The 21,780-nt window shown below is 70.5% G+C and carries 18 protein-coding genes; 6 read left to right on the top strand and 12 right to left on the bottom strand.

Annotated features, from left to right (window positions below):
- Positions 1–7: 7 nt before the first annotated feature.
- From G401_RS0113695 to G401_RS0113660, 8 genes are all read right to left on the bottom strand, one after another.
- Positions 8–520 (bottom strand): flavin reductase family protein, encoded by a 513-nt coding sequence (locus tag G401_RS0113695; protein ID WP_027342950.1) that lies wholly within the window; start codon positions 518–520, stop codon positions 8–10.
- Between the two features lie 86 nt (positions 521–606).
- On the bottom strand, positions 607–1,170 hold the full coding sequence (locus G401_RS45520; RefSeq protein ID WP_064741763.1) for a hypothetical protein: 564 nt from the start codon (positions 1,168–1,170) through the stop codon (positions 607–609).
- 12 nt (positions 1,171–1,182) lie between these two features.
- Positions 1,183–2,382, bottom strand: coding sequence for an ABC transporter permease (locus G401_RS0113685; protein WP_027342949.1), 1,200 nt, complete (start codon positions 2,380–2,382; stop codon positions 1,183–1,185).
- Positions 2,373–3,098 carry an ABC transporter ATP-binding protein gene (locus tag G401_RS45515; protein WP_051366606.1) on the bottom strand — a complete coding sequence of 242 codons (726 nt, stop codon included), beginning with the start codon at positions 3,096–3,098 and terminating at the stop codon, positions 2,373–2,375. Before G401_RS45515 ends, G401_RS0113685 begins: the two co-directional genes overlap by 10 nt.
- Positions 3,095–4,300 (bottom strand): efflux RND transporter periplasmic adaptor subunit, encoded by a 1,206-nt coding sequence (locus tag G401_RS0113675; protein ID WP_027342948.1) that lies wholly within the window; start codon positions 4,298–4,300, stop codon positions 3,095–3,097. Before G401_RS0113675 ends, G401_RS45515 begins: the two co-directional genes overlap by 4 nt.
- Before the next feature lie 139 nt (positions 4,301–4,439).
- On the bottom strand, positions 4,440–7,346 hold the full coding sequence (locus G401_RS0113670; protein WP_245601705.1) for a M36 family metallopeptidase: 2,907 nt from the start codon (positions 7,344–7,346) through the stop codon (positions 4,440–4,442).
- Between the two features lie 130 nt (positions 7,347–7,476).
- Entirely contained in the window at positions 7,477–9,018 is a 1,542-nt protein-coding gene (locus G401_RS0113665; protein WP_034591520.1) for a sensor histidine kinase, read from the bottom strand.
- A gap of 2 nt (positions 9,019–9,020) precedes the next feature.
- The gene (locus G401_RS0113660; RefSeq protein WP_027342945.1) at positions 9,021–9,749 is read right to left on the bottom strand and encodes a response regulator transcription factor; all 729 of its coding nucleotides are present in this window, start codon (positions 9,747–9,749) and stop codon (positions 9,021–9,023) included.
- Positions 9,750–9,987: 238 nt separating this feature from the next.
- Between G401_RS0113660 and G401_RS45510 the strand changes: the two genes are divergently transcribed.
- Complete coding sequence (locus G401_RS45510) at positions 9,988–10,803, top strand: serine hydrolase (RefSeq protein WP_169734182.1); 816 nt, start codon at positions 9,988–9,990, stop codon at positions 10,801–10,803.
- Positions 10,804–11,018: 215 nt separating this feature from the next.
- Here G401_RS45510 and G401_RS0113650 read toward each other — a convergent pair whose 3' ends face one another.
- The gene (locus G401_RS0113650) at positions 11,019–11,576 is read right to left on the bottom strand and encodes a hypothetical protein (RefSeq protein ID WP_064741757.1); all 558 of its coding nucleotides are present in this window, start codon (positions 11,574–11,576) and stop codon (positions 11,019–11,021) included.
- Between the two features lie 179 nt (positions 11,577–11,755).
- Between G401_RS0113650 and G401_RS45505 the strand changes: the two genes are divergently transcribed.
- The gene (locus tag G401_RS45505; protein WP_051366604.1) at positions 11,756–12,805 is read left to right on the top strand and encodes an efflux RND transporter periplasmic adaptor subunit; all 1,050 of its coding nucleotides are present in this window, start codon (positions 11,756–11,758) and stop codon (positions 12,803–12,805) included.
- A 42-nt stretch (positions 12,806–12,847) separates the two neighbouring features.
- Here G401_RS45505 and G401_RS0113640 read toward each other — a convergent pair whose 3' ends face one another.
- The gene (locus tag G401_RS0113640; RefSeq protein ID WP_027342943.1) at positions 12,848–13,441 is read right to left on the bottom strand and encodes a TetR/AcrR family transcriptional regulator; all 594 of its coding nucleotides are present in this window, start codon (positions 13,439–13,441) and stop codon (positions 12,848–12,850) included.
- Between the two features lie 138 nt (positions 13,442–13,579).
- Here G401_RS0113640 and G401_RS0113635 point away from each other — a divergent pair, with 138 nt between their 5' ends.
- The 3 genes from G401_RS0113635 to G401_RS0113625 all read left to right on the top strand — a co-directional run bounded on the left by G401_RS0113635 (position 13,580) and on the right by G401_RS0113625 (position 17,070).
- The gene (locus tag G401_RS0113635) at positions 13,580–14,032 is read left to right on the top strand and encodes an SCP2 sterol-binding domain-containing protein (protein ID WP_027342942.1); all 453 of its coding nucleotides are present in this window, start codon (positions 13,580–13,582) and stop codon (positions 14,030–14,032) included.
- A gap of 2 nt (positions 14,033–14,034) precedes the next feature.
- Positions 14,035–15,252 carry an acyl-CoA dehydrogenase family protein gene (locus G401_RS0113630; protein ID WP_027342941.1) on the top strand — a complete coding sequence of 406 codons (1,218 nt, stop codon included), beginning with the start codon at positions 14,035–14,037 and terminating at the stop codon, positions 15,250–15,252.
- Between the two features lie 270 nt (positions 15,253–15,522).
- Positions 15,523–17,070, top strand: coding sequence for an AMP-binding protein (locus G401_RS0113625; protein WP_034591519.1), 1,548 nt, complete (start codon positions 15,523–15,525; stop codon positions 17,068–17,070).
- On the opposite strand, the gene G401_RS54680 is transcribed toward G401_RS0113625, so the two are convergent.
- Together G401_RS54680 and G401_RS0113615 are read right to left on the bottom strand one after the other, a co-directional pair.
- Positions 17,036–19,192 carry a chromosome partitioning protein gene (locus G401_RS54680; RefSeq protein ID WP_245601704.1) on the bottom strand — a complete coding sequence of 719 codons (2,157 nt, stop codon included), beginning with the start codon at positions 19,190–19,192 and terminating at the stop codon, positions 17,036–17,038. The genes G401_RS0113625 and G401_RS54680 overlap by 35 nt on opposite strands.
- Before the next feature lie 168 nt (positions 19,193–19,360).
- On the bottom strand, positions 19,361–20,323 hold the full coding sequence (locus G401_RS0113615; RefSeq protein ID WP_027342939.1) for a hypothetical protein: 963 nt from the start codon (positions 20,321–20,323) through the stop codon (positions 19,361–19,363).
- A gap of 124 nt (positions 20,324–20,447) precedes the next feature.
- Between G401_RS0113615 and G401_RS0113610 the strand changes: the two genes are divergently transcribed.
- Positions 20,448–21,740: an adenylosuccinate synthase gene (locus tag G401_RS0113610; RefSeq protein WP_027342938.1), complete on the top strand. Its 1,293-nt coding sequence runs from the start codon at positions 20,448–20,450 to the stop codon at positions 21,738–21,740.
- Positions 21,741–21,780 lie beyond the last annotated feature (40 nt).

Genomic DNA, 21,780 nt, shown 5'->3' with positions numbered 1-21,780 from the left:
AGGAGCGTCAGGGCAACTCCCGGTACCGGCCGCGGTGATACAGCAGCGGCGGCGCGGCCGGACCCAGCGTGATCTCCTCGATCGTCGCCTCGACGAGCAGGCCCCAGCCGAACCCGCGGGCGTCGTCGATCCGGCAGCCCGCCCATGCCGACGCGCTCGCCAGCACCGGCCCGTACGCCGTCTGTGTCCACACAGGATCGAGGAAGAGGCCGCCCGGCGCCGGCAGCAGCCCCGCGAACCGGTCGGCGAGCTGCTTGTCGTCCGGGCCGAGCAGCGCGTACGCGAACCGCCCGGCCGGTCGCGCGGCGGCCCAGAAGTCCGACTCGTCGTCCACGAGGCCGAGGAGCCGACCGGGTTGCCCGTCCGCGACGAGCGCCGACGAGACCGTCAGCCCGGCCCGGCCCGTTCCTTCACCGGCGGTCCACAACGTCACCGCCGCCGCTGCCCGGCCACGCAGCCGGCGTACCGGGGAGCGCTGCTCTTCCGGCGTCGCGAACGGGTCCTCGCTGTGAATCGTCATGTCCCACCACTACCAGCCACGGGCGTCGGCGGGTCGGCCGGGGCCACGGGGACGGGTGTCCCCGCGGCCCTTCCCCCGCCGGGGAGCTACTTGGTGGCCGTGATGGAACCCGCGGCGATGGTCCCGTCCGAGCCTTCCTGGCCCTGGACCGTGACCGAGGCGCCGGCCTTGAGGTCCTTGACCGAGATGGTCGCGGCCGAGGAGATCTTGGTGGTGTCCGAGACCTTCACCGTGACGACCGTGCCGTCGGTCAGCTCCACGTAGACCGTGTTGCCGTCGACCAGCTTGATCTTGCCGGTGGTGGCGTTGCGCGACGAGGCACCCGTACCCGTGCCGCCGTTGCCGGTGCCCGTGCCGCCGAAGCCCGGGAAGTTGCCGCCGCCGAAACCCTCGAAGTTGCGGCCGCCGGTGCCCCGGTTCGCGCCGGGGGTGCTCGCCGCCGTCGAGCTGCCGTTGGCCTTCTGCACCTGCACACCGCCGATGAAGCCGGCCGTGATGAGGACGAGCCCGCCCAGGATCACCGTCGTACGCGTCATCCACTGCTTGCGCTCCGCGCGCGCCAGGCCGACGGCGAGATCGTCGATCGGGGCCGTGTCGTCGATCTCGACGTCGGGCTCGCTGACCTGGCCGGCCGTTGCGTGCTTGCTCATGTCCTGCATCTCCTACTCGTACCGCAGTGCGTCGATGGGGCGCAGTCCCGCGGCGCGACTCGCCGGATAACTGCCGAAGAACAGCCCGATGGCGACGGACACGCCGAGGGCGAGCACCACCGAGCTCGGCACGATCACCGGCGTGATGCCCGTGATCTGGAAGTTCGCGCCGATGAAGGCGCCGGCCACGCCGAGCAGGCCGCCGACGAGCGAGAGCATCGTCGCCTCCAGCAGGAACTGGGTCAGGATGACCCGGCGAGGGGCGCCGAGCGCCTTGCGGATACCGATCTCGCGCGTACGCTCCGTGACGGTCACCATCATGATGTTCGTGATGCCGATGCCGCCGACGAGCAGCGAGATGGCCGCCACCGCGCCGAGCAGTGTCGTGAACGTCTCCGCCGTCGCCGTACGCGTCTCCAGCAGCTGCGAGGCCGACCGGATCTGATAGGGCGTGTTGGAGGTGCTGGTAACGTGCATCTTCGTGTTCAGGATGGCGGTGGCCTCGGCCTGGGCGGCGGACACCGCGTCGGCGCTGACGGCCTCGATGGTGATCGAGTTGACCGGCCCGTAGCCGGTCAGTGCCCGCTGCACGGCCGAGAGCGGCGCGATCGCGGTGTCGTCCGGGTCGTTGAACCCGGTCGAGCCCTTCTTCTGCAGCGTGCCGATGACGGTAAAGATCTGGCCGCCGACGCTGACCTGCTTGCCGAGCGGATCCTCGTTGCCGAACAGCTCCGTCGCGGTCGTCTGCCCGATCACCAGTACGCGTTCCGCCTTCGCCGCGTCGTCCGCGTTGAACGCCTCACCCGTCGCGATCTTGCCGCTCGACGCCTGGATGTAGTCGGTCGAGGTGCCGATGACCGTGGTCGTGTGGTCCGTCGAGCCGTACGTCAGGGTCTGGGAGCTCTGCACGACCGGCGAGACGCTCAGGATGTCCGGCGCGGCGTTCTTGTCCTTCAACGCCTCCACGATGGACAGCGTCAGGTCGGTGCTGTAGGTGGAACTGCGGATCGCCCGGCCGCTGCTGACGGTGAGGGTGTTGGTGCCGAGGCCCTGCAGGCTCTTCTCGACCTCCACCTTCGATCCGTTGCCGACCGCCACCAGCAGGATGACCGCGCCGACACCGATCAGGATGCCGAGCATCGTCAGGCTGGAGCGCAGCTTGTTCGCGCTGATGCCCCGCAGGGCGAACTTGAAGATCTCCATCAGGCCCACGACGGCACCTCGTCCCGCTCGTCCTGGATGGCCCGCTGCCGTACGTCCGACATGATCTCGCCGTCCTTCAGCCGGATCACCCGGCGGGCGTGGTGCGCCACCTCGTCCTCATGGGTGATCAGCACGATCGTGCGTCCCTCCCGGTTGATCTGGTCCAGCACCGCGAGCACGTCCGCGGTCGACTTGCTGTCCAGGTTGCCCGTCGGCTCGTCGGCCAGCAGCAGCGCCGGCTCGCTCACCAGCGCGCGGGCCACGGCGACCCGCTGCTGCTGGCCGCCGGAGAGCTGGTTCGGGTCGTGGTCCGCGCGGTTGCCCAGACCCACCATGTCCAGCGCCGCGAGGGCCCGCTTCCGGCGTACGGACGCCTTGACTCCCGCGTACGCCAAGGGAAGCTCGACGTTGGCGACGGCGCTGGTGCGGGGGATCAGGTTGAACGCCTGGAAGACGAAGCCGATCCGGCGGTTGCGCACGAGCGCGAGCTGGCGGTCGTTGAGCCGGCTGACGTCCACGCCGTCGAGCAGGTAGCTGCCGGAGGTGGGGATGTCGAGGCAGCCGAGGATGTGCATGAGGGTCGACTTGCCGGAGCCCGAGGAGCCCATGATCGCCACGTAGTCGCCGCGGTTGATCGTGAGGGAGACCCCGGCGAGCGCGTGGACCGTGGCCTCGCCCTCGCCGTAGGTCTTCACGAGGTCGCGGACGTCGATGACGGCCTTCATCGGTTGCCGCCGAAGCCGCCGCCACCGGTGCCCGCGCCGCCGAACCCGCCGCCGGGGAACTGGCCGCCGCCGGGGAAGTTCGTCGTCCCGGTGGTGCTGGTGACGGTCGCGATGACGACCTTCTGGCCGACGGTCAGGCCCTCTTTGATCTCGGTGTACGAGTCGCCCTCGACACCGATGGTGACCGGCTGGATCTGCTGCGCGCCGGTATCGGTGATCACGGTGACCGTCTTGATGTTCCCGGCCGACTTGACCGCCGCGGCCGGTACGTAGAGCACGTCCTTCGCCTCGGCGACGACCACGCTCAGCGAGACGGACTGGCCGAGCTTCGCACCCGCGGGCACCGTGTTCAGGCTGACGACGATCGGGTACGAGGTGACACCGCCGCTGGTCGTCGAGGTGGGCGAGATCGAGGAGACCGTGCCCTCGACCGACGTGTTCGCCAGGGCGTTCCAGGTGACCTGGGCGCCCTGCTTGAGCTGCAGGCGGGTCGCGTCCGCCTCCGGGACGCTCGCCGAGACCTGCAGCTTGGCCATGTCGGAGATGACGATGAAGGCGCTCGACGAACTGGACGAACTGGACGAGTTGGAAGACGATCCCGTGCCGCCGCCACCGGTCGAGCCCGTGCCGCCCGAGCTGCTGCTCGACCCGCTGGAGGAGCCGCCCACCGTTCCGCTCAGGGTGGTCACCGTGCCGGCCATCCCGGCCTTGAGCACCGTGCCGTTCTCCGCGCGCTGCGCGCTGTCCACGGCGTTCTGCGCGCTGTTGACCGTACGCTGCGCCTGCTTGACCGCGTCGGCGGAGGTGTCGCCGTCGGCGGCGTCCTTCGCCCGGGTGTAGGCGTCCTCGGCCGCGCTCAGGTTCTCCTTGGCCGTCGCCAGGTCGGCCGCGGCGTCGGTGTCGTCGACCTTCGCCAGCACCTGCCCCTTGGTGACCTTCTGGCCGAGGGCGACGCTGATCGAGGTGACCGTCCCCGAGGTGACGAAATTGTGGTTCATGACGTTGGCACTGGCCACCGTGCCGGAGGCGGTCACGGTCTCGGTGACGGTGCCCTGCGCGACGGTGCCGGTACGCGTCGACGAGGCCGCGGCGGGCGTCGTACCGGTCCCCTTGACCGCCAGGTACGCCCATACCAGCCCGCCGACCAGCAGCACGCCCAGCGCACCGTTGATCAGGAATGTACGTCGTCGCAGGAATCGCATGGCGGCACAATGGCGAATCGCACTCGGAGGCTGCTCGGCCGAACCTCGGAGCCACCTCAAGATGGCTTCCCGGATGCGTACAAACGCAGGTCCCGCCCTGCACGGAGCAGGACGGGACCCGGCGTTGGCACTACCGCGATCAGGAAGCGGAGGTGCCGTAGACCTCGATCTCGGACATGTCCATGAAGTCGCAGCCCGAGTACGGACCCGGGCAGCTCGCCAGGCCGCCGGGAACCTGGGTCCCCCGCAGCCACAGCTTGACGTACTGGACGTTGGACTGGCCGGCGGTCAGCGGGACGCTGTTGAGCCGGTGCCGGTCCGCGGCACCGAAGGTGCCGGTCGCGGCCACGGTGAAGGTCACGCCGTCGGTGGACGTCTCGATCGAGAAGTCACCGGTCGACGCGCTGCCGCCGTCGCCGCAGGTGTTGCCCGGGTCCACCGCGATCGCCGCGATGTTCACCGGCTGCGGCAGCTTGATCGTGACGAACTTCGGGGTCGCGGAGGTGCCGACCTGCTCGACGTCACTGCCCCAGCCGTTGCCGAGGGACTGGTCGATCGCGCTGGTCGGGCCGCAGCCGAACGGCGTGTAGTCGGGACCGTTGAAGTCCACGACCGACCCGCCGCCGCCGAGTGCCGCCCAGTCCCGGCGCAGCGCCCAGTTCTTCACATTGGTGGTGGACCGTACGCTCAGCGTCGTCGTCTGGCTGTCGTACCCGCCCGCGCGCCCGAAGACGGCGGGGTAGGTGCCAGGGAAGATCCCGCTGATCGTGTAGTTGCCCGACGAGTCGGTGATGGCGGCGTAGTCGCCCGGGAACCCGGACGCGTGGCCGCCGAACCCGACGATGGCACCGGCGACCGCGAGGCCGCTGTCCGCGTCGAGCACCTTGCCCGTGAGCGAGCCCTTGGGCGTACCCGGAGCCGGCGGCGTGGAGAAGTCCTCGACCGGGTGGGTGTCGTCACCGTCGACGGCACCGGCGAAGTAGCCCATACCGCGCGACGCGAACACCTGCCAGATCTTCTTGCTCGCCTTGCCACCGTTGACGACCTGGTCAGCCATCAGGATCGCGTTGCGCTCGTCCAGGTAGGACGGGTTCGCCGGGGAGAGCTCCATGGCCCGGGTCACGAGGGACTCGGAGAGCTTCGAGCCGAGAACGGAGCGCAGCTGCCACAGCGTCTCGCTCCAGATCTCGCCGTCGGCGTGGACCTCGGGCGCACCGATGATGGTGCCGAAGTCGCCGTAGGTGTAACCGCCGGAACCGGCCGTCGGCGTGCCGGGGCACTTGGCGGACGTGGTACCGACCGGGCAGTCCAGGGGCTGCGTCCGGATGATGTCGTTGCCCCAGCCGACGTAGTTGCCCATGCGGACGTCGCCCGGCTGGTTCCCGTCAGCCTGGAAGCCCAGGTTGTTCAGGTAGTCCATCGCGTACCAGTCGCTCCACGCCTCGCCCATCGACCCGGCCTGGATGTTGCCCAGGGTCGACTGGCCCAGCGCGTCCACGACGAGCCGGTTGGACAGGCCGTGGGTGTACTCGTGGTAGACGATGTCCGCCTCGTCGCCGCCGTTGCTGGCCAGCCACGGGTCGCCCGGCGTACTCGGGTCCGGGAACAGGTACATCTGCATGCGCGGCGACTGACCGTCCGGCGGCGTGGACATGTTGGCGTTGTCCGCGTGGTTCGGGTCGGGCAGACCGCCCATGGTGTCGGCGCCGTCCATGGCCTCGGCCTGCACGGCGTCGCCGTCCACGGCCTCGAAGTTGCCGGCCGTCCGGTTGAAGCCGATCGGGGCGGCGGCGAGGTGGTCGTGGAACATGCCGATGTAGTAGAGCACCTGCACGGCGTTCTGCGACCGGTTGGCCTGCCACGAGTACGGCGTGCTCGGGTCCCACGTGCAGACGAACGTGGCCGAACACGGCGCGCCCAGGCTGTTGAAGCTGGTCACCGGGTAGGTGAACGACTTCTTGCCGGACGGCGTGACCTCCTCCGACGGCTCCGCGACGTTGTCGTCGTTCACGTCGGTGTAGACGTGCGCGACGTTGCCGGCGAGCCACGGCGAGTTGTTCGGCAGCCAGCCCTTGGCCGTGAAGTTACGGCTGGTCTGGACGCCGCCCTTGGCCGCACCCGGGTAGTAGTCCCAGGCCAGGCCGTTGTCGTAGTCCACGAGGGACTGCCGGTAGAGCACCCGGCCGGTCGCCGCGTCGACGATGTGCGTGTAGAGCTCCTTGCTGCTCGGCGCGGTCAGCGTCTGCCACGCCAGGCGCGGCCCACCCGCGGTCTGGAAGTACGCGAGCTGGGCGTTGTCGCCGTTGCTGAACTCCACCTCCTGGCGCGCCCCGCCGACGGTCTTGGCGGTCGCGTCCTTGGCCTTGCCCTCGACGTCCTTGATCGCCGCCTGGCGGGCGGTGCTCGCGGAGATGCCGGGCGCGGCGGCGGCCGACGGCGTGGCCGCGACCGGGGAGCCGACCACGTTGATCAGCTGGCCCTTCTTCGTCACGTTCGCCTGTACGCCGTTGCCGAAGAACGGGATCCCGCCGACCGTCTGGATGTAGCTGAGGTGGTGGGTGCCCTCGATGTCCACGTAGTCCCGGCGCAGCTGCAGGCGCGATACGCCGGCCGCGTCGAGGCCGAACACGTCCTGGTGGGAGCGTACGTAGTCGAGGGCGATGGAGGTGGCCGGCTTCCTGCTGGCCGCGGTGAGGAAGCCGTCGAGCCGGGAGACCGCACGGGCCGTCCCGGTCAGCGGGTCGATGTCGATGACACCGAGGTTGCCGAGCTCGCCGCGCAGCGTCCGCACGCCCGACTTCGGGCTGGCGGACATCAGCGCCGAGCGCTGCTTCAACAGCTTGGCGACCGCGGGGTCCTGCCGGGAGTCATAGAAACTCGCCTTGTCGCGCAGGTCGTGCGCGCCGGCGTCGGCCTTCTTCGCCGCGCCACCGGACCGGTCGGCGGCCTGGCTCGCGGACGGCACCGCGACGGCCAGGGCCACCGCGAAACCGAAGGCGAGAGCCTTGCGGCCGCCCGGTCTCAGATGGGTAGAGCGTAACGACACTGTTCCTCCCCATTGACATCGGTGCGCTCACGGATCGAGACGCACCACTGGACGAAGGCAGCCTAAAGACGCCCTCGACTCGGTCGCAAGGGAGGAAAGGGTTCGAGAAGGGTTGTCCACCTAAAGTGGATCACGGATGTGGGCTGGGCTTATTTCCTAAGGGAAGGAGGACCCGGAAGGTCGCGCCCTGGCCCGGGGCGGTGACCAGTTCGACCCGGCCGCCGTGCGCGGCCACGATCGCCGCCACAATGGACAGGCCGAGACCCGAACCGCCCTGCGATCGCGCCCGGCCCGGATCGGCCCGGTACAGCCGCTCGAAGATGCGCTCGGCATGTTCCGCCGGTACGCCGGGACCCGTGTCGCCGACTTCGAGCAGCGCGATACGCGTACCGGGGCGCAGATCGGCTCCGACGGAGGCCACGACGGCCGGATCGGGGACGGTCATCGTCGTCTCGGCGACGCGTATCTCGACCTTGGCGAAATCGCCCGTGTGCCGCAGGGCGTTGCTGACCAGGTTGGTGGCGACCTGCCGCAGCCGGTGGTCGTCGCCGGTGACCGTCACCGGATCGAAGGAGGAGAGCGCCACGAACCGGGTGGGATTGCGTACGTGCGCGTCGCTGATCGTGTCCGCCGCCACCGCGAGCAGGTCGACCGGCTGGGCGCGCAGCGGCCGCTCCTCGTCCAGCGCGGCCAGCAGCAGCAGATCCTCGACCAGCAGGCCCATCCGGGCGGCCTCCTGCTCGATGCGCGACATCATCTCGGTCATCTCCGGCCCGCCCTGCGACCCGCTGCGCCGGTAGAGCTCCGCGAAACCGCGGATGGACGTCAGCGGCGTACGCAATTCGTGGGAGGCGTCGGCGAGGAACTGCCGCAGCCGCTGCTCGGAGGCCGCGCGGGCGGCGATGGCGTTCTGGATGCGGCCGAGCATGGTGTTGAGCGCGAGCCCCAGCCGCCCCGCCTCGGTATGCGGGTCGGCGTCCGGTACGCGCCCCGCGACCTGCGTCTGCGAGGGCGGGTCGTCGGCGGCGATGGAGGCCGCGGCGGTCTCCATGCGGGTGAGCGGCCGCAGGCCGATCTTGACGACCGCGGAGGCCAGCAGCGCCAGCACGAGCAGGGCGAGGCCGCTGACTCCCATGCCGACGAGCATCAGCTGGTTGGCCGTCTGCTCGATCTTGTCCATCGAGCGCGCGGAGACCGAGTAGTAGACCTTGCCGGTGTTGTCGGCGTTCTGCATGACGGCGACCCGATAGCTCGCCTTGGTACCCACGGCCGTGAACGGCGCCTGGCCGGCGTGCGTCTTGAGCTCCTGGAAGTCGCCCAGGATCGGCAACTCGGTCGAGGTCACGCTGCCGAAGTTGCCCCACGGGGCCTTCGTGCCGGTCGCGTCGTACCGGATGAAGGCCACGCCCTCCTGCGCCCACGCCGGCAGCCCTCTGAACTGGCCGTCCCCGGTACGCGTCGGGTCGTACTGCTGCTCGGGGTCCGGCCGCGGACCGCCGCCGCCGAACCGGGTGAGCTCGGTGTCCAGCTTGTCGGTCAGGTAGCCGCGGATCAGCGTCGCGGCCACGATGTTGACCACGATGAGCGCCACCCCGGCGAGCGCCACGATCGACACGACCATGCGCGACCGCAGCGTCCACTGCCCCCAACGGCGGATCCTCAGCCGGCGCATGCTCAGGCCGCCTGCTCCGCACGCGGCAGGCGCAGGGCGTACCCGACGCCGCGGACGGTGTGGATCAGCGGCGGGTCCAGCTTGTCGACCTTCTTGCGCAGGTAGTACACATAGGATTCGACGATCCGGCCGTCGCCGCCGAAGTCGTAGCTCCACACGCGGTCGAGGATCTGCGCCTTGCTCACCACCCGGCCCGCGTTCACCATCAGGTAGCGCAGCAGGTTGAACTCCGTGGGGCTCAGCTCGACGAGCTTGCCGGCCCGGCGTACCTCGTGCGCCTCCTCGTCCAGCTCCAGGTCGGCGTAGCGCAGGATGCCGTCGTCGTCACTGGGCGTAGCCAGTTGACTACGGCGCAGGATCGCCCGGATCCGCAGCACGACCTCCTCCAGGCTGAACGGCTTCGTGACGTAGTCGTCGGCCCCCACGGTCAAACCGGAGATCCGGTCCTCGACCGACTGCCGCGCGGTCAGGAACAGCACCGGCGTACCCCGGCCGTCCGCGCGCAGCTTGGAGGCGATCTGGAAGCCGTCCATGTCGGGCAGCATGACGTCGAGCACGACCAGCTCCGGCTGGAACTCCTCGGCGATGATGAGCGCGTCGCGGCCGTTCTCGGCCACGCGTACGTCGAACCCGGTCAGGCGCAGCGTCGCCTGCAGCAGCGCGCAGATGTTCGGTTCGTCGTCGACGACGAGTACGCGCGTCGGCCGCGCGGGCGCCTCACTGTTGGTCACGTCATCTCCTCCATCAACCGGATGTCACTGTTTTAGCGGCCCAGCCTTGGAGAAACCTCGGAAGGACCTGCAAGGTTCTCAGGGTCCGCCCAGGTCAGCCGGGCACTCTTGCGCGGTGCACAGTCGAAAGTCATTCATGTACGCCGTCGGAATCGTCGCCCTCGCCGCGGTGGGAACGCTGGGAGTGGGCGTCGCGTACGCGCATCATGGCCGTTCCGTGGCTGCGGACACACAGGCTGTGACGAAGTCTGATGTGGTCTCGTCCACATCACCCTCTGCAATCGGGTCATCACCCTCCGCATCAGGCGCTGCCAAGGCCGACACCGCCACCGTCACCGCGGCTGTCCGCGCGTACGTCAAGGCGGAGGGCGGCAACGTCTCGGTGGCCGTGTACGACCGGGCGACCGGGGCGTCGATCAGCGTGAACGGCACGGCGGAGTACCAGACGGCGAGCATCGTGAAGGTGGACATCATCGCGGCGCTGATGCTGCAGCACCAGGACGCGGGCACGAGCCTCACGGCCCAGGAGAAGCAGTGGGCCGCGGCGGCGATCGAGCGCAGCGACAACGACTCCGCCTCGGCGCTGTTCGACGCGATCGGCGGGACGGACGGGCTGGCCGCCGCGAACGAGCGGCTCGGCCTGACCGAGACGACGCCGTCGGACGCCTGGGGCATGACCACCACCACGGCCGACGACCAGGTACGCCTGCTCAAGAAGATCAGCGACGGGAACGGCCCGCTCAGCGCCGCCAACCGCGGGCTCCTGCAGGGCTGGATGAGCAACGTCGTCAGCGAGCAGCGCTTCGGCGTGACGGCCGGCGCGGACGACGCCGCGACGGCGGTCTACCTCAAGGTGGGCTGGGTCGATCTCGACGACGAGAACGGCCAGTACGCGACCAACTCGATCGGGCGCATCGTCGAGGACGGCCATGACTGGGTGATCGCCGTGCTCAGCGACCACAACGACACGTTCGACGCCGGCAAGTCGGTGGTGAACGGGACGGCCGCGAAGGCGATCGGCGAGTTGCGGCAGGCGTTCGGGTCGGCGGGCTGACCCGCACTCTCCACAAGCGACACATTGGCCGCGGCGGGTGCCACCCGGGCAGGCTGCCGAACGCTGTCCGGCAGGCCGGGGAAGAGATCCGGCCGGCTGTGGAACAGCCCCGCAGGCTGCGGAAATGGGCCTGCCCCGGCAGGCGCAGCACGGGGGAACCGGGCCTGTCGGGGCAGGAGCTTAGTGTGTAGCGAAACGCGACCGGCGCGCAAGTGTCAGTTTGACGGGGCGGCGCTCGGCCGAAGGACCGAACACGTCTTCATGGCCTCGACCACCTTGGGGTCGGCCGTGTTGAGCTGCTGCCCCTGGTTCATGGTGACGCCGTGCTCCGTCAGGCAGTTGCGGTACGCCGCGTTGGCGCCGCCGCCGCGGTTGCCGCCGAAGCCGGGCTGGCCGCTGGGTCGCAGGCTCGCGCAGACCTGCTCGGCCTTGGCGAACTCGCTCGACTGGGCGCCGGGGAAACCGCCGAACCCGCCGCCGCCGTTACCGTTGCCGCCGGAGGGGCGTACGGTCGGGAAACCCGAAGGGAAGCCGGACGGGCGGCCGGACGGGAAGTTGCCGCCGGGCCGGCCGGAGCCGCGGGCGAAGTTGCTGGGCAGCGTGACGCCGTTCTTCGCCAGGCAGTCCCGGTACTGCGACGCGGCGTCCGTCCCGGTGCTGCTCGATCCGGTGTCGTCGCCCTTGCCACCGCACCCGGCAAGGCCCGCGATCGTCACGGCCGCGATCGCGGCCATGGCGGCGATCCCCATGCGGGAGCCCATACGCAGTTTCATCCTTGGCACCTCCGCACGGCAGCCTGGCGGCGACTGCTCCGGGAGTACTCAAGGGAAACTCAAAGAACGCTCGCAATCGGGTGCCGCATTGGCATCGTCATTCTGAGGTGGCTCCGAGGTTGCGCCGAGGACCGGCCGATGTCGCCTGACGAGACTGCCGCTCCATGCGAGGAAATCGGATGCGTTGGATCGTGGCGGTCGCCGCCGGAGTGGTGGCGCTGGCCGTCGCCGGTGGCCTGCTCTGGTACGCCGAGAGCGGCACGCCCCAGACGAAGCCGGCGGCGCAGACGGTTCAGCGGGTCGCCGCCACGGGCGTGACCGCCAAGGGCACCGTACAGCCGGTCACCACGCAGTCACTCAGCTTCTCCGTCAGCGGCACCGTCACCGCGGTCACCGTCAAGCCCGGCGACATGGTCACCACCGGACAGGTCCTCGCTCGCATCGACCAGGCCGACGCCAAGCTGGCGGTCGCCGACGCACAGTCCGCGCTCGACGACGCCCAGGCGGCGCTGGACGACGCGTGGGCCTCCGCCAGCGCCAGCCCGTCCGCCCAGACCTGCAACCAGGGTGGCGGGAGCACCGGCGGCGGGAGCACCGGCGGCAGCACGGGTGGCGGCAGCTCGACCGGTTCCGGCTCGACCGGGCATTCGTCGTCGGCCAGCCCCGCACCGAGCGCGTCCGAGACGGCGGCTTCCACTGCCGCACCGGCCTCCTCCGGGGTGGTCGCGCACCTGGTCGCGTACACGGCACCGCAGGGTTGCAGCACGGCCGGGACGACCGGGCGGCAGGGCTCCGGCGGCAACGGCGGCGACGCGATCCTCAGCGCCCAGCAGACGGTCAACAACGACAGGGCGGCGCTGGCCAAGGCGCAGCGCGAACTCGACGGCACGATCGTCACCGCACCGGCGGCCGGCAAGATCCTCACGGTCACCATCAAGGTCGGCGACACCGCCCGGTCCAATGTGATCACGCTCGGCGTGGTCTCCACGATGGTCGTGAAGGCCTCCTTCAGCGAGGCCGACGTGGTCGCGCTGACCGTGGGGCAGCAGGCGCAGATCGCCCTGCCCGGCAAGGACGGCGAGACCTACACCGCGAAGATCACGCAGATCGCCGAGACGGGCACGATCTCCAGCAACCTCGTCACGTACCAGGTGATCCTCACGTTCGACCAGGTCCCGCAGGGAATCCTCGTCGGGCAGAGCGCCAACGTCACGGTCGAGACCGCCTAGATCCGCCGGCAGACCGGCCCGCGCCCATCCGGCGCGGGCCTTTCAGGCCGACTGATCCTGGTGGGTCCGCCAGACCTCGCCGTGGAGCTGGCGCTCGGCGCCCAGCCAGATCGCGCCCATCATCCGGGTCGCGACCCGCTCGGGGTCCTCCTGCGGCGTGTCCACGAGCCGGTCGGCCAGGGACTCCCCGGCGCCGACCAGGGCCAGCGCGATCGACTCCAGCTCCTCCGCCGGCACCGAGCGGCCGTGACCGGCCAGGGCCAGCGCCAGCCGCTCCGCGATGACCTCGACCATCGCCCGGCGCATGGCGGCCAGCTCGCTCGCGAACGGCTCCCGGCTGCGGGCCTGCCGGTAGAGCACCGCCCACCCGTCGCGATGCTTGCCGACGTACGCGAAGAAGCCCCGCAGTCCCCGCCAGAGCTGCTGGTCCGGGGGCAGGTCCGAGTCCACGACCCCGGCGACGGCTTCGAGCAGCCGGCCGGCCTCGCGGCGCAGGCACGCCACGAACAGTTCGTCCTTCGTTCCCAGGTAGGCGTACACCATCGGTTTCGACACGCCGGCGCGCTCGGCGATCGCGTCCATGTTCGCGGCGTGGAATCCGTGCTGGGCGAACTCACGGATGGCCGCGTCGAGCATCTGTTGCTCGCGGACGCTTCTCGGCAGTCGTTTCCCCACGCTTGCCACCTTACCTACTCCCGCGTAATGTTACGCGCGAGTAAGTTATGTCGCATATCCCAGCACCGCGACATGCGCCGCACCCGATGGAGGGACCTCATGGCCGACTTCGACCTGTCCGACTTCACCTCGTTGGACCCGAGCAACTTCGCCCAACTCGTCAAGTCCGCCTCCGACGCGCAGATCGCCGAGGTCATGAGCGGCGACGCCCGGCCGAAGGTGCTCGACGAGATCTTCCGCCGGATGCCGTCCCTGTTCCGGCCGGAGCGGGCGGGCAACACGAACGCCGTCATCCACTGGACGATCACGGGTGCCCCGGACGGCGGCGCCGACACTTACGAGCTGGTCATCGCCGACGGCGCCTGCACCCTCTCGGAGACGCCGAGCCACGACCCGAAGCTCGCCCTGACCGTCGGCCCGGTCGACTTCCTCAAGGTCGTCTCCGGCAACGGCAACCCGGTGATGATGTTCATGACCGGCAAGCTGAAGGCCAAGGGCGACCTGGCCCTGGCGTCCAACATCGCCAACCTGTTCAGCATCCCGAAGGCCTGATCATGGCCGCTGAGTTCTCCCTCGATCTCAGCGAGGAGCAGACCGACCTGCGCGACTGGGTGCACGGCTTCGCCGCCGACGTCGTGCGCCCGGCCGCCGCCGAATGGGACGAGCGCGAGGACACCCCGTGGCCCGTCATCCAGGAGGCGGCGAAGATCGGCCTGTACGGGTTCGAGTTCCTCGCCAACACCTGGTCGGACCCGTCCGGCCTGTCGCTGTGCCTGGCGAGCGAGGAGCTCTTCTGGGGCGACGCCGGCATCGCGATGTCCATCATGGGCACCTCGCTCGCGGTCGCCGCGATCTTCGGCAACGGCAGCCCCGAACAGCTCGCCGAGTGGATCCCGCAGTGCTTCGGCACGGTCGACACGCCCGCCACCGCGGCGTTCTGCTCGACCGAGCCCGAGGCCGGCTCCGACGTCGGCGCGATGCGTACGCGGGCCGTCTATGACGAGGCCGCCGACGAATGGGTCCTGAACGGCCAGAAGGCGTACGCGACCAACGGCGGGATCGCCAAGGTCCACGTGGTCACGGCGTCGGTGGATCCGTCGCTGGGCAGCCGCGGCCAGGCCGCCTTCGTCATCGGGCCGGACACGCCCGGACTCCAGGCCACGAAGAAGCTCAAGAAGCTGGGCCTGCGCGCCTCCAACACGGCCGACGTCTTCCTCGACGACGTCCGGATCCCCGGTTCCCAGCTGCTCGGCGGCCGGGAGCGGCTGCTGGACCGGCTCGGCAAGGCCCGGTCCGGCGAGCGTACCGGCGGCCAGGCGTCGATGCGCACGTTCGAGCTGTCCCGGCCGACCGTCGGGGCACAGGCGCTGGGCATCGCCCGGGCCGCCTTCGAATACGCCCTGGAGTACGCCAAGACGCGCGTGCAGTTCGGCCGCCCGATCATCGAGAACCAGGGCATCGCCTTCCAACTGGCCGACATGAAGATGGAGATCGACGCCGCGCGCCTGCTCGTCTGGCGGGCCGCCTGGATGGGCCGCAACAACCGGCCATTCCTGGCCGGCGAGGGCTCGATGTCCAAGCTCAAGGCCGGCGAGGTGGCCGTCGACGTGACGAGCCGGGCCGTGCAGATCCTCGGCGGGGCCGGTTTCACCCGCGAACACCCGGTCGAGCGCTGGTACCGGGACGCCAAGATCTACACCATCTTCGAGGGCACCAGCGAGATCCAGCGGCTGGTGATCGCCCGCAACATCTCCGGGATGGCGCTGCGCTGACCGTCCTCGGGCCGTACCGACCTGGGCCGTACCGACCCCACAAGATCCCGTTTGGATCACGGTTGTCACCCGAATCATGGACCAAGATTCGGGTGATTTCCCTGATCCAAGCGGGATCTTGGCTGCTAACCGGCGGGATCTTGGCGACGGGCCCCAGCGGGATCTTGGCTGCTGCCCTTGTGATCACGGGGGGCCATACGTCATGTTGTTACTCATCGGTATTACCAGCAAGTAACTATTCTGGTGCTCATCGGTGAAGAGGAGACGCGTGTGCTCTGGGTACTGGCGAAGCGGGGACTGCTCAATCCGGGGCCGCCCGGCAAGATGGTGGCGCAGCTCAACGCCCTGCGCCGCTGGGGCTTCTCGCTCGCCGGAGAGCTGCGCTCGGCCGCCGACCGCTCGCCCGACCACGCCGCCGTCATCGACTCCAGCCCCGATGGCACCGACCGGACGACCACCTACCGCGAGCTGTGGAGGCGTACCGAGGCGCTGGCCTTGTCGCTGCGCGCCCGGTACGGGATCGGCGTCGGCAGCAAGATCGGCGTACTGGCGCGGAACCACGCGGGCATGATCGCCTCGATGGCCGCCGGCTCGGCCCTCGGCGCCGAGGTCGTGCTGCTCAACCCCGCCCTCTCCGCGGCCGCCATCGACGCCGTCGTGCACGAGCAGAAGATCGAGCTCGTCCTCGCCGACAACGACCTGGTCGAACTCATCCCCGGCGTACCGACGCTGACCGAGACCAACGCCGAACGCCTCATCGCCGCGCCGTCGCCCGGCGATCTGCGCCCGCCCACCCGGGCCGGCCGGCTCATCGTGCTCACCTCCGGCACCACGGCCGCGCCCAAGGGCGCCCGCCGCCGCAATCCCAGCAGCCTCAGCCCGCTCGCCTCGGTCCTCGACCGCATCCCGCTGCGCGTCGGCGAGCGCATCTTCGTCGCCGCGCCGCTGTTTCACACCTGGGGCCTCGCCGCCCTCCAGATCTCGCTCGGCCTGCGCGCCACGCTTGTCCTGCAGCGGAAATTCGACCCCCAGGCGACCGTACGCGCGGTCGAGCAGTACGAGTGCCCCGGCCTGGTCGCCGTGCCCGTGATGCTGCAACGGCTGCTGGAGACGGGCGTGGTGCCCGATCCCCGGCCGCGGGTCGTGGCGCTCAGCGGATCGGCGCTGCCCGGCGGCCTCGCCACGCACTTCATGGACGTCTACGGCGACTGCCTCTACAACCTCTACGGCAGCACCGAGGCGTCCTGGGTGTCTATCGCGACGCCGGCGGATCTGCGTACGGACCCGCGGACGGCGGGGCGGCCACCACTGGGGACGGTCGTCGAGATCCGCTCCCGGGACGGGCGGGTGCTCGACGCGGGCCAGGTCGGCGAGATCCACGTACGCAACAACATGCTCTTCGAGGGCTACACCGCCCAGCGCGAGGCGACCCCGGAAGGGCTGCTCGGTACGGGTGATCTCGGCCATTTCGACACCGACGGACTGCTCTATGTGGACGGCCGGGCCGACGACATGATCGTCTCCGGCGGGGAGAACGTGTTCCCCCGGCCCGTCGAGGAGCTCATCGCCCAGCTCCCGCAGGTACGCGAGGTCGCCGTCATCGGGGTCGACGATCCGTCCTTCGGCCAGCGGCTGGCGGCGTACATCGTGCTGCATCCGGGCGAGCGTCTCGATCCCGAGTCGGTACGCGAGTACGTGCGGCACTATCTCGCCCGGTTCTGCGTACCCCGGGACGTGGTGTTCCTGCCGGAGCTGCCGCGGACCGCGACCGGGAAGGTGATCCCTAGAGCCCTTCGGCTACCGCCGCGGCGACCTTGACCCAGGCCGCGGCGGTGGCGTCGGAGAGGCGGGCGTAGCGGATGGGTTCGCCGCTGTCGATGACGCGCTCGAACGGCACCCGGATGACCTCGCGCGTACGCGCCGCGAAGTGCCGTTCGATGGCGTCCACGTCGAGATCGCGCTGGTTGGCCGGCATCGACACGACCGTGACGGCCTGCCGGACCGCGCGCGTACGCCCGGTCTGCTCGAGATGGTCGAGCATGCGCGCGGCGGTCTCGGCGGAGTCGTTGCGCGCGGACATGGTGACGACGAGCTGGTCGGTGGCGTCGACGGCGGCCTGCCAGTTGGGCGCGCGGACGTTGTTGCCGGTGTCGACGACGATCACCTTGTAGAACCGGCTGACCACGTCGCGGATGTCGCCGAAGGCGACGTCGGTGAGCATCTCGCCGGCCGTGGCGGACTCGTCCGAGGCCAGCACCTCGAACATGCCCTCGCCTTGCGCGCGCACGTACTGCGACAGGTCGCCGACCCGCCCCGAGGCGCCGGTGAAGAAGTGCAGGTCCCGCAACAGATCCCGGACGGTACGCGCGTGGAAGTCCTGCTGCGCGCGCATGCCGAGGGTGCCCTGCGTCTCGTTGTTGTCCCAGGCCAGCACGTAGCCGCCGCGGCGCTGGCCGAACGTCATGGCCAGCATCAGGACGGCGACGGTCTTGCCCGCGCCGCCCTTCGGGTTCACCACGGTGACCTGCCGCAGGCCGCCGAAGTTGCGCCGGATCAGCTCGACGTTGTGCCGGTGCTCCCGCTCCTTCTTACCCGGCCCAGGGCTCACCAGGCCGAACGTCGAACGCCGGAGAGCGGCCTGCACACCCATCCGGGCCTCGGGCTCGGGCTGCCGGGCGGCGCGGCGCCGGGCGAACTCCTCCGCCGTCGGTACGCCGGGCGCGAAGCCGTCGACGCGCCGGGCCGGATCGCGGGAGGGCGTGAAGTCCGCGCCATTGTGGACGGTGCCCGGCGGAACCGGACGGACGGTCGGCCCCGGCAGCGCGGGCGGGCCGTCCGGCACAGGCGGATGCTCGAAGGAGTGCCGGCCCGGGGCATCCCCGGTCCCGGTGGCGGGCAGATCCGCCGGCCGCTCGTACGCCCCGTCCGGCTGGCTGTCGGCGTCGAACTCGTACAGCGGAAGGTCCTGGTCGGCGGCCGGGGTGGGGGCGGCGGTCGGCGGCTCGAACACCCGGGTCGGCCAGGAGGGCGGCAACGGCGGCGGCGCGATCTCGGCATCATGGACTTCGGGCGCGTCGGTACCAGCGCCGAATCCAGGCGCGTGGGTGCCAGGGCCGAATCCAGGCGCGTGCGTACCGGCGTCTTCAGGTGCGTGGGTGCCGACGCCTGCAGGTGCGTGGGTGCCGGCGTCGAAGAAGTGCCGGTCGTCGTAGTCGTCGTAGTAATCGCGATCACGGTGGTCGGCGTACCCGCTGTCCCCATGGGACTCGACGGTGTAGCTGGACTCCTCCGCCTCCCGGGAGGACGTCGGAAAGGTCCCGGTGAAGTGGAACTCGTGCGTCACCGGTGGCGGCGCGGGGCGTACGGTCGGGCCGGTCTGCGCGTACCAGGCGTCGTCGTCGTACGCCGACTCGTGCGCGGTGAGATCGTCGTCCGGCCAGCCGTCGGCCGGAAGCGCGGGCGGGCGGCCGGGCAGGACCGGGTGCGGCTCCGGCGGCTCGGCGGCCCGGGGCAGCGGCGCGGGCGGCACCTGGTGCGGTACGCCGTGCAGCGGTTCCATCCGTTGCACCGGGACCGGCGGCGTGGCGGCCTGCGCGGGTGTGACGGTGGGGAACTGCGCTGTCGGCGGACGCGCCCAGGCGGACTCCGGCGCCTGGGGCAGATCCTGCGGCATCGGCCGGGCGGGCACGCGCGGGGGCGGCGCCGGGACGGAGTCGGTGGAGCGCGGCGGCAACTGCACCGGTACGCCCGCGACGGCGGTCACCCCGTCGACCGGACGCGGTGCGTAGATCGGTTGCCGTGCCGGGTCCGGAGTCTTCGCCGGCACCGCGATCCGACGCTCCGCCGGCTCCGGCGCGGGCGCACCCTTCTCCCCCGTCGTACGCGGTGCGAGCGCGGGGGCGCCGTCGACCTCGTCCTCGGGCCAGAAGTCATCCGTCACGCTGGCAAGAGTAGCCACTTCACTCTGTAACGCCAGGCCCCCGACCAGCCATTCCACAACGGACACATAGATGGATCTTGCGCGAAAGTCTCACTGGCTGCCCGGATATGTCCGAGAGGCCCGAACATTCGCGCAAGATCGCCGGAAGACGGGGGCGGGCGGTGGCGGTCAGGCGGTGTAGACGGCCCAGGCGGCGGGCTCGGTCCACCAGGACCGCTTGCGGGACGGGGCCAGCTCGCCGGTCACGCCGTCCTCCACGTACGGCAGCCCGGTCACGTTGTCCGGGTGCGGCGTCACCGACACCGCGCGGCCACGGACCCGGCGTACCTCGATGCGCAGGGTGTCGCGGCCGAAGGCCCTCTTCACCACGACCGGCACCGCGATGCCCACGTCCACCAGGCCGTCGGCCGGGTTCGGCGCGTCCACCAGGTCGATGTCGTCGACCTTCGCGTACCCGTCGGCGACCGCGACGGCGCAGGCCAGCACCGGATCGTCGCCGTCGGTCAGCACGTGGTCGTCCACCTCGACGCGCCCCTTCCAGGCCAGCGCCTGTCCCGCGCCGTCGACGGCACCGAACAGCGCCCCGTCGATCGTCACCGTGCCGCCGTCGTTGCGCATCAGATCGAGCCGGCGTACGCGGTCGCCGAGCACCGCCCGCGCCACGTCGGCCGGCGCCAGGGGCAGGCCGAGCCGGGTGGCGTACGCCGTGGTGTCGGATTTGTCGAGCAACAGCACGCCCAGCGGCGGCAGGTCCGGGACCGTGCGGTTCGACGGCAGGTCACCCGGGCGGCGGGACGGCGGCGGCGCGTACCGGCGGACCATCCGGTGCACGACATGCCGCAGCTGCGCGTCGTCGGCGATCGCCACGACGAGCCGGGTCTTCGTGTCAGGGTCGGGCCGGCGCAGCCCGTCGGCGTCCGGCGGCGCGTCGAAGCGGGCCAGGACGTCGTCGATGCCGGAGTCGTCGTGCGCGGTGACCGCCTCGGTCCGAGCGCCGGCCGCCGTCAGCGCGTCGATCAGGTGCAGCACGGGCGTACGCGGCCGGGTCGAGCAGGCGTCGCCGCCGCCGCACCCGCCGCACGACGAACCGCATGCGCTGTCTTCCAGCGTGAGGACCACGACGTCGAACATGATTCTCCCTGTGGCCTGTGCCATGGCCTGTGACACCGCAGACCTGATCGACTTGTTAGCCTGACACCCCGGGGCGGGGCGCAGTCGCGTCTTACCTGGGTATATCGCCGTAGGAGGCGAACAGATGCCAGCGATAGTGCTGATCGGCGCGCAATGGGGCGACGAGGGCAAGGGCAAGGTTACCGACCTGCTCGGCGATCGTGTCGACTACGTGGTCCGCTACTCGGGCGGGAACAACGCGGGTCACACCATCGTGACCCCGGACGGGCAGAAGTACGCCCTGCATCTGATGCCGTCGGGCGTACTTTCGCCGTCGGCTCAGATCGTGATCGGCAACGGTGTCGTGATCGATCCGAAGGTGCTGCTGGCCGAGGTCGACGGGCTGACCGAGCGGGGCGTCAACTGTGACCGACTGCTCATCTCCGCCGACGCGCACCTGATCATGCCCCACCACCGCGCCCTGGACCGGGTCGTCGAGCGGTACCTCGGCTCCGGCCGGATCGGTACCACCGGGCGCGGCATCGGGCCGGCGTACGGCGACAAGGTCTCCCGGATGGGCATCCGCGCTCAGGACCTGCTCGATCCGGGCATCCTGCGCAAGAAGCTGGAGCTGGTCCTGCGGGAGAAGAACCAGGTCCTGGTGAAGGTCTACAACCGCAAGGGGATCGACCTCGACGCCGTGTACGCCGAATACCTCGGGTACGCCGAGCGCATGGGTCCGTGGATCACCGACACGCGGGCGGTGCTCTGGGACGCGCTGGACCGCGGCGACACGGTCTTCATGGAGGGCGCCCAGGCCACCATGCTCGACCTCGACCACGGGACCTACCCCTTCGTCACCTCGTCGAACCCGATCGCGGCCGGCGCCTGCGTCGGCACGGGCATCCCGCCGACCCGGCTGAGCCGGGTGATCGCGGTGGCCAAGGCGTACCTGACGCGGGTCGGGTCCGGGCCGTTCCCGACCGAGCTGCACGACGAGATCGGCGAGCGGATCCGCAAGATCGGCGGCGAGTACGGCACCACCACCGGGCGGCCCCGCCGGACCGGCTGGTTCGACGCGGTCCTCGCCCGCTACTCCGTCCGCCTCAACGGCGTCACCGACCTGGTGATCACCAAGCTGGACATCCTGAGCGGGCTGGACCAGGTGCCGGTGTGCGTCGCGTACGAGATCGACGGCAAGCGGCACGAGGACATCCCGATGACGCAGACCGACTTCCACCACGCCGTGCCGGTCTACGAGTACCTGCCCGGGTGGTGGGAGGACATCTCGGAGATGCGCTCCTACGAGGAGCTGCCGGCCAACGCGAAGGCGTACATCGAGCGGCTCGAAGAGCTCTGCGGTACGCGGATCAGCCTGATCGGCGTCGGCCCCGGCCGGGACGCCAACATCATCCGCCACGACCTGCTGGGCGCCTGAAGGATCACGCTGACCGCCGCCGGCCTGCCGGGCCCATGCC

It is taken from the genome of Hamadaea tsunoensis DSM 44101 (assembly GCF_000428945.1).
Classification (GTDB): domain Bacteria; phylum Actinomycetota; class Actinomycetes; order Mycobacteriales; family Micromonosporaceae; genus Hamadaea; species Hamadaea tsunoensis.
Note: the sequence above shows the minus strand (reverse complement) of the source record. Positions and strands in the feature narration are given on the sequence as shown.

What these genes read in the sequence shown, in the direction of transcription:
- G401_RS0113695 (WP_027342950.1), bottom strand. Translation starts at nt 520, where the DNA reads ATGACGATTCACAGCGAGGACCCGTTCGCGACGCCGGAAGAGCAGCGC.
- G401_RS45520 (WP_064741763.1), bottom strand. Translation starts at nt 1,170, where the DNA reads ATGAGCAAGCACGCAACGGCCGGCCAGGTCAGCGAGCCCGACGTCGAG.
- G401_RS45515 (WP_051366606.1), bottom strand. Translation starts at nt 3,098, where the DNA reads ATGAAGGCCGTCATCGACGTCCGCGACCTCGTGAAGACCTACGGCGAG.
- G401_RS0113675 (WP_027342948.1), bottom strand. Translation starts at nt 4,300, where the DNA reads ATGCGATTCCTGCGACGACGTACATTCCTGATCAACGGTGCGCTGGGC.
- G401_RS0113665 (WP_034591520.1), bottom strand. Translation starts at nt 9,018, where the DNA reads ATGCGCCGGCTGAGGATCCGCCGTTGGGGGCAGTGGACGCTGCGGTCG.
- G401_RS0113650 (WP_064741757.1), bottom strand. Translation starts at nt 11,576, where the DNA reads ATGAAACTGCGTATGGGCTCCCGCATGGGGATCGCCGCCATGGCCGCG.
- G401_RS45505 (WP_051366604.1), top strand. Translation starts at nt 11,756, where the DNA reads ATGCGTTGGATCGTGGCGGTCGCCGCCGGAGTGGTGGCGCTGGCCGTC.
- G401_RS0113640 (WP_027342943.1), bottom strand. Translation starts at nt 13,441, where the DNA reads ATGCTCGACGCGGCCATCCGTGAGTTCGCCCAGCACGGATTCCACGCC.
- G401_RS0113635 (WP_027342942.1), top strand. Translation starts at nt 13,580, where the DNA reads ATGGCCGACTTCGACCTGTCCGACTTCACCTCGTTGGACCCGAGCAAC.
- G401_RS0113630 (WP_027342941.1), top strand. Translation starts at nt 14,035, where the DNA reads ATGGCCGCTGAGTTCTCCCTCGATCTCAGCGAGGAGCAGACCGACCTG.
- G401_RS0113615 (WP_027342939.1), bottom strand. Translation starts at nt 20,323, where the DNA reads ATGTTCGACGTCGTGGTCCTCACGCTGGAAGACAGCGCATGCGGTTCG.
- G401_RS0113610 (WP_027342938.1), top strand. Translation starts at nt 20,448, where the DNA reads ATGCCAGCGATAGTGCTGATCGGCGCGCAATGGGGCGACGAGGGCAAG.